The sequence below is a fragment of the Cupriavidus basilensis genome (assembly GCF_029335485.1).
Classification (GTDB): Bacteria; Pseudomonadota; Gammaproteobacteria; order Burkholderiales; family Burkholderiaceae; genus Cupriavidus; species Cupriavidus basilensis_E.
The window spans coordinates 1-10,043 of the sequence record NZ_JARJLM010000278.1 but is presented as its reverse complement, the minus strand read 5'-3'; the positions used below and the strand labels follow the sequence as shown (position 1 = coordinate 10,043).

9 protein-coding genes and 1 pseudogene are annotated in these 10,043 nt (G+C 67.1%); 7 read left to right on the top strand and 3 right to left on the bottom strand.

What is annotated here, in order from left to right; genetic code table 11:
- The 3 genes and pseudogenes from P3W85_RS16420 to P3W85_RS16410 all read right to left on the bottom strand — a co-directional run.
- Positions 1 to 389, bottom strand: a pseudogene (locus P3W85_RS16420) (3-isopropylmalate dehydratase); the annotation flags it as partial.
- Positions 386 to 1,414, bottom strand: coding sequence for a tripartite tricarboxylate transporter substrate binding protein (locus tag P3W85_RS16415; RefSeq protein ID WP_276265552.1), 1,029 nt, complete (start codon positions 1,412 to 1,414; stop codon positions 386 to 388). The gene P3W85_RS16415 and the pseudogene P3W85_RS16420, both read right to left, overlap by 4 nt.
- 61 nt (positions 1,415 to 1,475) lie before the next feature.
- Complete coding sequence (locus tag P3W85_RS16410) at positions 1,476 to 2,255, bottom strand: GntR family transcriptional regulator (protein WP_017224892.1); 780 nt, start codon at positions 2,253 to 2,255, stop codon at positions 1,476 to 1,478.
- A 660-nt stretch (positions 2,256 to 2,915) separates the two neighbouring features.
- Here P3W85_RS16410 and P3W85_RS16405 point away from each other — a divergent pair.
- The 7 genes from P3W85_RS16405 to P3W85_RS16375 form a co-directional block, all read left to right on the top strand.
- Positions 2,916 to 4,373, top strand: coding sequence for a hypothetical protein (locus tag P3W85_RS16405; RefSeq protein ID WP_276265551.1), 1,458 nt, complete (start codon positions 2,916 to 2,918; stop codon positions 4,371 to 4,373).
- 198 nt (positions 4,374 to 4,571) lie between these two features.
- Positions 4,572 to 5,018, top strand: coding sequence for a hypothetical protein (locus tag P3W85_RS16400; protein ID WP_035810053.1), 447 nt, complete (start codon positions 4,572 to 4,574; stop codon positions 5,016 to 5,018).
- A complete protein-coding gene (locus P3W85_RS16395) occupies positions 5,015 to 5,710 on the top strand; it encodes a C39 family peptidase (protein WP_035810055.1) in 696 nt (231 codons plus the stop codon). Before P3W85_RS16400 ends, P3W85_RS16395 begins: the two co-directional genes overlap by 4 nt.
- 10 nt (positions 5,711 to 5,720) lie before the next feature.
- Entirely contained in the window at positions 5,721 to 6,908 is a 1,188-nt protein-coding gene (locus tag P3W85_RS16390; RefSeq protein WP_276265550.1) for a hypothetical protein, read from the top strand.
- A gap of 103 nt (positions 6,909 to 7,011) precedes the next feature.
- A complete protein-coding gene (locus P3W85_RS16385; protein WP_276265549.1) occupies positions 7,012 to 8,439 on the top strand; it encodes an acetate kinase in 1,428 nt (475 codons plus the stop codon).
- Positions 8,440 to 8,671: 232 nt separating this feature from the next.
- Positions 8,672 to 9,184 (top strand): hypothetical protein, encoded by a 513-nt coding sequence (locus P3W85_RS16380; RefSeq protein WP_017230696.1) that lies wholly within the window; start codon positions 8,672 to 8,674, stop codon positions 9,182 to 9,184.
- A 243-nt stretch (positions 9,185 to 9,427) separates the two neighbouring features.
- Positions 9,428 to 10,043 (top strand): SDR family oxidoreductase (locus tag P3W85_RS16375; RefSeq protein ID WP_276265548.1); only part of this gene is annotated, 616 nt, incomplete at its 3' end.

The window sequence follows — 10,043 nt, the reverse complement described above, 5'->3', positions numbered from 1 at the left end:
TCGCCGCCGACGATAAAGCGCCCCGGCAGCACGTGGCCGTGCTCGGGCAGTACCACGTGGCAGATGCCTTCGCCATCGATGAAATGGGGCAGGCGCGCCTCGCGCACCCAGTCGCGGGTGAACTGCACGATGGCCTGGGCCTCGGGATCGGCCGCGGGCAGGTAGTGATCGGTGACCACCACATAGCGTTCGGGATCCCACACCTTGGCGCCCAGTTCGCGCAGCAGCGGCGCCACGCGGCGCGGTCCGCTGGAATCGTGCGACATGGCCAGGTCGACCCGGCATGTCACCACCGTGCCGGGCTTGACCGCATCGAGCCCCGCGGCGCGGGCGACCAGCTTTTGCGCGAGGGTGGCGGGAGTGTGGGCAGGCCCGGCAAGCGGCTTCATTCGGGACTGGCTCCCGAGTACTTGACGACCCTGGCCCAGCGCTTTACGTCGTTGCGCACGAAGGCGGCGAAGGCTTCCGGCGAATTGCCGACCGGCTGGGCCCCGTCCGTCTCCAGGCGCTTGCGCACCGCCGGCGTGTCAAGACCGGCGCGCGCAGCCTGGTAGAGCGCCTGCGCGGTCTCCGGCGGTAACCCGGCCGGACCGAACAGCCCGAACCATGCGCTGGACTCGAAGCCCTTGACGGTAGCGCCGATCGGCGCGACGCCGGGGAACTGTGGCAGCGGTGCCGCGCTGGCGACGCCCAGCACCTTGAGCTTGCCGGCCTTGACGTGCGGCAGGACGTTGATGGTGCTGGCGAACATCAGCTCGACGTGGCCCGAGAGCAGGTCGGTGATGGCCGGCGCGGTGCCCTTGTAGGGAATGTTGACGATGTAGGTGCCGGTCATCATCTTGAACATGTCGCCGGCGAGATGCACTGACGAACCCACCGAGCCGACCGCGAAATTCAGCTTGCCGGGCTTGCTCCTGGCCAACTGGATCAGTTCCGGGATGTTGTTGGCCGGCAGGCCAGGGTTGGCCACCAGCACGCTCGGGACGGTGGCCACCAGCGTGATCGGGGTGAAATCCTGGATCGGGTCGAAAGGCAGCTTCTTGTACAGCGTGGCGTTGATGGTGTGGCTGGTGAAACTCATCAGCAGCGTGGTGCCGTCCGGCGCGCTCTTGGCGACGAGGTCGGCCGCAATATTGCCGCCGGCGCCCGGGCGGTTCTCCACTACCACGGTCTGGTCGAGCAGGCGTGCCATTTCCTGGCCGATGGTGCGTGCCAGCGTATCCGTGGTGCCGCCGGCCGGCGCGCCCACCACGATGCGGATGGGTTTGCCGCCAGCGATCTGGGCCAGCGCCATGGGCGACTGGCCTAGCAGCGCAAGGCCGGCGGCGGCGCCGAGCAGGCCCCGCAGGGCACGGCGGCGCGCGGGCCGGGCGAAAGGTCCGGCGCTGGGCCGGACCGTGCTTTGTACAGGCATCGCGGTTTCCTTTCGGGAAAAATCGAGAGCGTGCAGTATGGCGCGCTTTCGCCCGCTTTTGCTAGTCTCGCAGCCCGGTCCGTGCTTCGCTTTCCACCCAGACATTGGCGCTGTCGCCACCCGCCGGGGATAGCTCCATCCGGTACTCGTAGCGGTCGGGCCGGTACTGCCCCAGCAGGAACTGCACGGGACGCCCGGCCTTGTCCAGCACCACGCGGCGCACCGCCAGCAGCGCCCCGCCCACCGGTACGTCGAGCAAAGGCGCCACCACCACGTCGGCCAGCCGTGCCGACAGCGTCTGGCTGGCGCGCCCCAGCTGCACGCCCGCGTTCTGGAGCAGGCGCAGCATTGGCGTGGTCTCGAGATCCTTGCGGCTCAGTCCGCGGCCGAGGTCGGCCGGCAGGTAGGCGGTGATATGCGACAGCGGGCGGCTGCCGTAATGGCGTACCCGCACCACCTTGACCACCGGGTCGCCCGGTTGCAGCCCAAGCGCTTCGGCCACTTCCGGCGTGGCGTGGACGTCGTCGATCGAGATCACCTTGACCGAGGTTTTCTGCCCCATGTCGATGATGTTGTCGAGCAGGCTGCCAGGCCGGTCGCCTACCGAAACCGGTTTTACCGGGTGTGGATTGACAAAGGTGCCCAGGCCGCGGTGACGGCGCACCAGCCCTTCCTGGACCAGGCGATCGAAGACGCGCCGCATGGTGACGCGCGACGCGTGGAATTGCTTTGCGAGGTCGATTTCGCCTGGCAGCGGGCCCTGGCCGAACCGGCCCTCCACGATCTGTTGGCGTAGTACCACGTAAATCTGGTGATACAGGGGAACGACGGCTTCACTCATGGTTTCCCTTGCGTTTGGGTAACAAGTCTTGAATAGCTTTAATGTACTTTAAATCAGACATAGAGCCTAGTCATGTCGTTCTTTGTGGCTCACTCGGCCGCCGCGCCAGCCTTGGCCGTTGCATTCCCGCGTCGCATATGCAGCGGGCAGCGCAATCGTCCTGCCAAATGTTCGCCTCCTCCATGCATGCGCGACGCGTTCCCCGTATGGCATGCAGCATCCCGTCCCGACAGGCGAGGCCGCGGCGAGCGGCGGCCAGAGCACCAGCCGGCAGCCGTGTTTCACGCGCGATACAGCGCTTGCCGGCCGCGTTTTCCTCGGGAATCGCGCTAAGAGCCTGATAGCAGGGGGAGTTTTGTCGGCTCCGGAGAACTGCCCGCCATATACCGTGCCCCGCCCTGTCACAGCGGTGTGACATGTCGTCTGCGGTTCACTGCGCTGACGTCCGCGCGTGTCGTCCACAAGCTGGATAAAGGCTGAAGTCGTGGCCTTGCAGCCCTTGCATTTCAAGGGATTCCGGGATTGGAGCACTTGCCTGGCACCGATTATGCGGAAAGAGAGGCTGGTCTGGCTGTGTGCCTGACCTGGGTCTCCTGCCGTCGTTCTCCCCGAGCGCCGGCAAGAGGCTGAGCCGCTGTGAAATCCTCCTGGGAGCTTTGTATGAAAAAGACCTTACTTGCGTCGGCGATTGCTTTAGCCCTTGGGGCGGGCAGTCAGGTCTGGGCCAATCCGACCAACACCAACGATCCGACCAAGTCGGATAACACCAATACCCAGACGGCCACCGCAACCTCGACCCAATCGGGCAGTGGTGCAGCGGCGAACGAGAATTCCACGGCATGGCAGCAGACCAACACCAACTCTAGCACCCACAGCAAGACCAGCACGAGCACCAAGGTCACCACCACCACCAAGACCAATACCGACAACAAGGGCAAGGTCACTTTCGACGCAGGCTATGGCAACGCCGGCGCGAACAACGGCAGCACGGCCACCGCCAACTTCACCAACTCCTTCAATAGCAGCAAGGCCATCGCGGTCAGCAAGCTCTCCGGGACGGTGAGCGGCAATACGATCGGCAATATTGGCAATGTCGCCACCAACTGGGGCAATGCCAATGGCGGCTCCGGCGGCAAGGGCGGCACCGGTAACGGCGGCACTGGCGAAGGCGGCTACGGCGGCAATGGCGCCAGCAGCGGCAACGGCGGCAGCGGCGGTGCTGGCGGCTCGGCTACCAACGGCAGCGCTAAGGCGGGCTTCGCCAAGAACGGCAGCGCCACGGCCGGCGATGGCGGCAATGGCGGCAAGGCCATTGGCTGGGGCGGCGACGGCGGCAACGCCAAGGCCTCGGGCGGCGACTCGCTCAGCGCCAGCGTTGGCGTGGGCGGCAAGGGCGGCTCTGCCAAGAGCAGCGGCGGCGATGCGCTCGGTGCGGCGCTCACCGGCAAGGGCGGCAGTGGCGGCAAGGGCTCGGCTGATGGCGGCGACGCGCTTGCAGCCAGCCTCGGCGTCGGCGGCAGCAGCCTTGCCAAGCACAATGCCGGCAACGGCGGCAACGGCGGTGGCGGTTCGGTCACCGGGACCGGCGGCGCTGCAGGTGCTGCGGGTGGTGCCGGCGGCAGCAGTGGCTCTGGCGCGGCCACGGCGAGCGGCGGCGGCTCCAGCGGCACGGGTGGCGCAGGCGGTGCAGGTACCGGCGGCGCGGCCACGTCCACGGCCGGCGCTGCAGGTGCTGTGGGCGGTGCCGGCGGTGCCCAGGCTAGCGTGGGCGGCGCAGGCGGCGCAGGTGGCAGCGCCAGCAATGGCGGCGCCTCCAGCATGGCCAGCAATGGCAGCGCAACGGCCGGCAACGGCGCGGTTGGCGCGACTTCCGGCGCCGGTGGCGCTGGCGGCGTAGGCATGGGCGGCACCGGTGGTACCGGCAATGGCGCAGTGGGTGGAGCCGGCGGCGCCGGCGGCGTCAACAGTGTCAGTGCAGGCACCTTCGATATGCACAACGCCATGGCCAGCGTCGGCCAGTCGGCGGCGGGCATCATGATCGCCAACCAGAACAGCGGCTTCTCTTCGCTGGTGCAACAAAGCGTCAACGTCCAGGCCAACCTGGCGGTCGGCAAGTAAGGCGCGTGCGCGGCGGCGGTGTGCGTCGCGGGTGGATGGCCCGCATGCACCTGCCGCCGGCACGGCTTGACGCCGGCAACTTCGGGCATCCCGGTGCGGCTTGCGCTTCCGGGATGCCATTCGGCGAATGCGTCCACTCGTCTTCGGTGTGATCGTCAGGATGGGGACGGCACGCAAGAGGCTGAAGGAGACAACACCATGCGATCGGTCCGCACCGCTGTAGCGGCATTGTCGACAATAGTTCTAGCCTGGCCGGGCCTGCAGGCCCTTGCCGAGCCCCCGCCCTCCGGGCCATCTGCCGCAGTGTCTGCGGCCAACACCGGAACCGCCATGAACACCAGCGCGGCGGCGCCGGACCAGGCTCCCGCTGGTGCTGCCCGGCGCGGTGTCCTTGCCGGTCTCGGCACGCCCGTTGCCAGCGACAAACTGGACGTGATACGCGGCGGCTCCGAACTGGTGGTCAACGACATGCGCCTTGCCGGCACGGTGGCGGACAACTCCGCGATCAATATGCGCACGGGCTCCAACATCGTTTCCGACGGCTCTTTCGCCAGCGCGGCTGGTTTGCCCACCGTCATCCAGAACACGGGCTCCAACGTGCTGATCCAGAACGCCACCATCATCAACGTCCAGTTCAAACCATGATGCTGCGCAAGCTGCTTCTGCAGGCCACGCTGCTGCTGGCTTCGGCCGGCATGCCCGTGGCGTGGGCCGACTACGTCGTCGTGCCCGGCGATGGCGGCAACTATTACAACGTGCGGGTGACCAGCCTCAAGGAGGCACGGTACAAAACCACCATCCGCCAGCAGTATGACTTCAGTTGCGGCTCGGCCGCGGTGGCCACGCTGCTGACCTATCAGTACGGCTATCCGGTCGATGAGCAGATCGTATTCAAGAACATGTATGTCAATGGCGACCAGGCCAAGATCCGGCAGGAAGGTTTTTCCTTGCTCGACATGAAGCGCTTCCTGGAGTCGCGCGGCTTCCTCGCCGACGGCTACGAATTGCCCTTGTCCAAGCTGGAGGAAACCCAGATTCCCGCCATCGTGCTGGTGGTCGAGAACGGCTATCACCATTTTGTCGTGGTCAAGGGGGTGCATGCGAACCGGGTGCTGATTGGCGATCCGGCCTTGGGCACGCGTGCGATTTCGCGCGAACACTTCGAAGCCATCTGGGACAGCCACCTGCTCTTTGTCATTCACAACCGCGAGGAATCCGCTCGCTTCAATCTCGCCGCCGACTGGCGCGTTGCGCCTTCCGGTCCTTATTCGATGGGTATCAACCGGGATAGTCTGTTCTTCACTGTCGTGCCATCGCACGGCGGTAGCGACTTCTAAGGAACGCACCATGTTCCAGACATCCTCAAAATCCGCGCAACGCCACCACGGTCGCGCCGGATCGGCCACGGCCGTGGTGTTGCTGGGCGCGGGCCTTGCCTGCGCCGGACACGCGCGGGCAGACGAAGGCACGGGGTTCGAGGCGCTCGGCACGCACGCTGCGGCCGATGCCTCCAGCTTCGCAATGCCGCCCGCAAGGCAGGCGGCACTCGACAATCCCTACCTGGCTGCGGCGCTCGGCAGCATGGCCGGCTGGACACCGGCATCGCAACAAGGGGAAGAGGCGCCCCGGGCAAAGACAGGTGCCGCCAGCGCGGCAGCGCTCGCCGACGCCGATGACGCTGATGTCGCTGACGTCGCGGTACCTGACAAACGCAGCCAGCTCGCGGCGCAGGGCACGGCGGCGCCATGGACGCCAGTGGAACCGGAGCGGCTGGCCGCGTTGCGCGGCGGGTTTGCCGCGGCTGGCCGCCAGGAGCCTGACGTCATCGATGCGTCCGCGCAGGCAGGTCCATCCGCAGCCCGGGCGGCAGCCGGCGAGTCGCGCATGCCTGCCGCGCGCAGCCGCATGGCGAGCTGGAAGCCGGTCGCCGAGGCGCGCCTGGAAGACCTGCGCGGCGGTTTCGACGTCGCCGGCCTGCAAGTTTCGTTCGGTATCGAACGCGCCGTGTTCATCAACGGTGCGCTGGTGGTGTCAACCAGCCTTAGTATTCCTGACGTAAGCCGCATCACCGCCGATCAGGCCACCCGGCTGGCTGCGGCGCTGGGTGTTGCCGCCACCGCCGGGGCGGCGGCGGGCACGGCCGTGAGCAATGCGCTGGCCGCCAATCCGGTGACCGGGAGCAACGGCGGCGGAAGCAGCGGTAGCAGTAGCAGTAGTTCGGGGGCCAGCGCCAGTGTGGCCGGCGGCCCGGGTGCGCCGATGATCAGCCTGCCTGCCGCGGCAATCGCGGCGGGTGCTGCCGCGGTGACGACCAATGGCGTACTTAACCTGATTCAGAACGGGCCGGGCAATACCGCTGCGGCCGGCATGCTGGCCGCCACACCGGCCACGATTATCCAGAACACGCTGAACAATCAGTCGATCCAGAGCCTGGTGACCATCAACGCGGGGGTCAATACCCTGCAGGCATTCCGCGCCCAGGTGGCCAACTCGACATTGAACAACGCATTGCTGCATGCCGCCAGTCAGCACTGAGAGCAAGCGGCAGGCAGCACGCGCAAAGAGAGGGGCTGTATGCGTTTGGCAGGTTGCGGACTCCTGCACGTAGTAGTCCGCCCGTCCGGGGGAGGAAGGCGAAATGAAAAACGGGTCGCTGCGCGGCATCCGGCAGGCCGGGTGTTCGACATTGCTGTTGCTTGGCGGACTGGCGCATGCCCAGACCCCGCCTGACGAAGGACCAACCTCGGCAAAGCTGGATGCGCTCAGGCGAGAGGTGTCCGAACAGGCCGCCGCGCTGGAGGAGATGAAGCGTTCGATGGCGCGGCAGGAGGCCACCATCCGCGAGTTGCGCAGCGTGCTGGGCAACGACGTGCTGGACAGGAAGCGCGGCGGACAACGCGCTCCGGGCACCGGGGTGACGCCCGGCGACACCGCCACCAATGCCGCGGCCGCCACCGCGGGCGCGTCAGGCGCGCAAGGCTTGCCCGATGCCGCCAACGCCAACGCCAACGCCAACGCCAACGCCAACGCACAGCAGGCTGGCGACAACGCGCAAATGGCGCTTGCCGGCGACGAGCAGCCAGTGGGCAAGCCACCCGAGGCCGAGACCACCCCACCGGCGGTCGCGCCCATCTTCGATCAGCCCGGCGTGCTCACGCCCAAGGGCAAGCTGGTGGTGGAGCCGAGTTTCCAGTACGGCTATTCGTCCAACAACCGGGTCGCGCTGGTTGGCTACACGATCATTCCGGCACTGCTGATCGGCCTGATCGACGTGCGCGAGGTCAAGACTTCCACCTATATCGAAGCCGTCGCGCTGCGCTACGGCCTCACCAAGCGCCTGGAGATCGAGGCCAAGGTGCCTTACGTGGAGAGCTCCGGCTCGACCATCAGCCGGGAAGTCTTCACCGGCACCGCGGTCGACAACGTATTCAATGCCAGTGGCAGGGGCCTGGGCGACGTGGAAGCGACGCTGCGCTACCAGATCAACTACGGCAATGAAAAGATGCCGTACTTCATCGGCTGGCTGCGCTACAAGTCCGCCACCGGCAAGAGCCCCTTCGACGTGGTGACCGATTGCGTGACGCGCTGCGTGGGCAATACCACCGGCACCGGCCTGCCGCTCGGGCTGCCCACCGGCACCGGCTTCCAGGCAGTCCAGCCCGGCATCACATGGCTGCTGCCGACCGATCCGGCGGTGTTCTTCGGCACCTTCAGCTACTTGCACAACTTCGCGCGGGACAACGTCAGCCGTACCGTGCTGAATGGACAGCAGGAGTTCCTGGGCAAGATCGCGCCGGGCGATATCTTCGGTTTCAATATCGGTATCGGCCTGTCGCTCAACGAGCATGCCTCGTTCAGCATCGGCTACGACCAGAGCATCATCTGGCCGACCAAGCAGAACGGGCAGACCGTACCCGGCTCGGTGCGCGTCACCCAGGGCACCTTGCTGGTGGGCTATTCGTACCGCTTCAACAGCCGTTACACGCTGAACGTATCGGTCGGTGCCGGGCTCACGGCCGATACGCCCAATCTGACGGTGACCGTGCGCCTGCCGATCACTTTCTGAGGCCGGTGGCGTACGCGAATGGGCGCGAGGTGACGCACGGCCGGCATGTCGCGGATGCCGCCTTGCGCTCGCCACGCGACTGGCGTACAAATGAAGAATCCCGTCCCCTGGGCGGATACGGATGCACCTCCGCTGGCGTGCCCGCCATGACTGCGTGAAGGCGACTCCGCATGCACACCGCTGCCGGGATGGCCCGAAATAGCCTGAAGTGGCCTGAAGCGAGGAGAGAGTCATGCGCAAACGCATCTTCTGGTTGTTACCCGATCTGGCGAGCGCCCGCCGCACCATGGACGATCTGCTGCTGGCTCGCGTCGAGAACAGTCGTATCCACTTCATCGCGCGCGATGGCGCCGATATGACCGGCCTGCATGAAGCCAACCTGTTCCAGACTTCCGACATCGTGCATGCCGCCGAGATGGGGCTGATGGTGGGCGGCGGCATCGGCATCATTGCCGGGGCGCTGGTGGCCATGTTCCCCATCGTCAGCGACACCCCGCAATGGGGCCTGGTCGGCGTGCTGGCCGTGCTCGGGGCGGCGTTCGGCGCCTGGGCTTCCAGCATGATCGGCTGCTCCGCGCCCAACAGCCGGCACAAGGCCTTCGAGAAGGACATCGAGGAAGGCAAGCTCCTGCTGATGGTGGATGTGCCGCGCGGCCGCGTCGAGGAAATCGAAGCGCTGCTGCAGGCCGCCCATCCGGAAGCCCGCTTCGCCGGTCTGGATCCGGCCGTCCCCGCCTTTCCCTGAACACGGGGCAGGCAAAGCCGGGGCGTGGCGTTCGGGCGTTCCCTTGCTGCTGGCAGCCTGACGGCTGCCAGCGCGCATGCGCGCCCAGCGAGTCTCTTCTCCTGCCACCTGCCTGTTTCACTCAGCCTGCCGTTCTGCGCAGCGGTGTCGCCCTGCGCATGGCCGACGGCAAGCTGATCCGTTGCGCCGCGGGTCTGGCGCCCGCGTGACGCCAGCGTGGCTGGCCTGCGGTATAGTCGCCGCATGGCTATCTCACCTTTCTCCCTGCAAGGCCGCGTGGCGCTGGTCACGGGTGGCGCGCAAGGCCTGGGCCTGGCGATTGCCGCCGGCCTGGCGCAAGCCGGCGCGCACGTGATCGTTGCCGCGCGCAACGCCGAACGCGTGCACGCCGCCGCCGCCCAGCTCGCCCATGACGGCGGCAGCGCCGAGCCGCTGGTGCTCGACATCACCGACGAAGCCGCGGTTGGCGCCGCCTTTGCCCGCGTCGGCGCCGCGCATGGCCGCCTCGACATCCTGGTCAACAACGCCGGCGCGCGCAAGCGCAGCGATATGGCGCATCTCGACGCCGCGGACCTGCGCGAGATGCTGGAGACCAATCTGGTCGCGCCCTACGCCCTGTGCCGGCTCGCTGCGCAACTGATGCGGCGCGGCGGCTACGGGCGCATTGTCAACGTCAGCTCCATTGCCGGGCAGGTGGCGCGCGCCAACGATGTGCTTTATCCCGCCACCAAGGGCGGGCTCGATGCGCTGACGCGCGCCATGGCAGCGGACCTCGGGCGCGAAGGCGTGACCGTCAACGCGATCGCGCCGGGCTATTTCGCCACCGAACCCAACCAGCCGATGGTGGAGGACGCGAGCG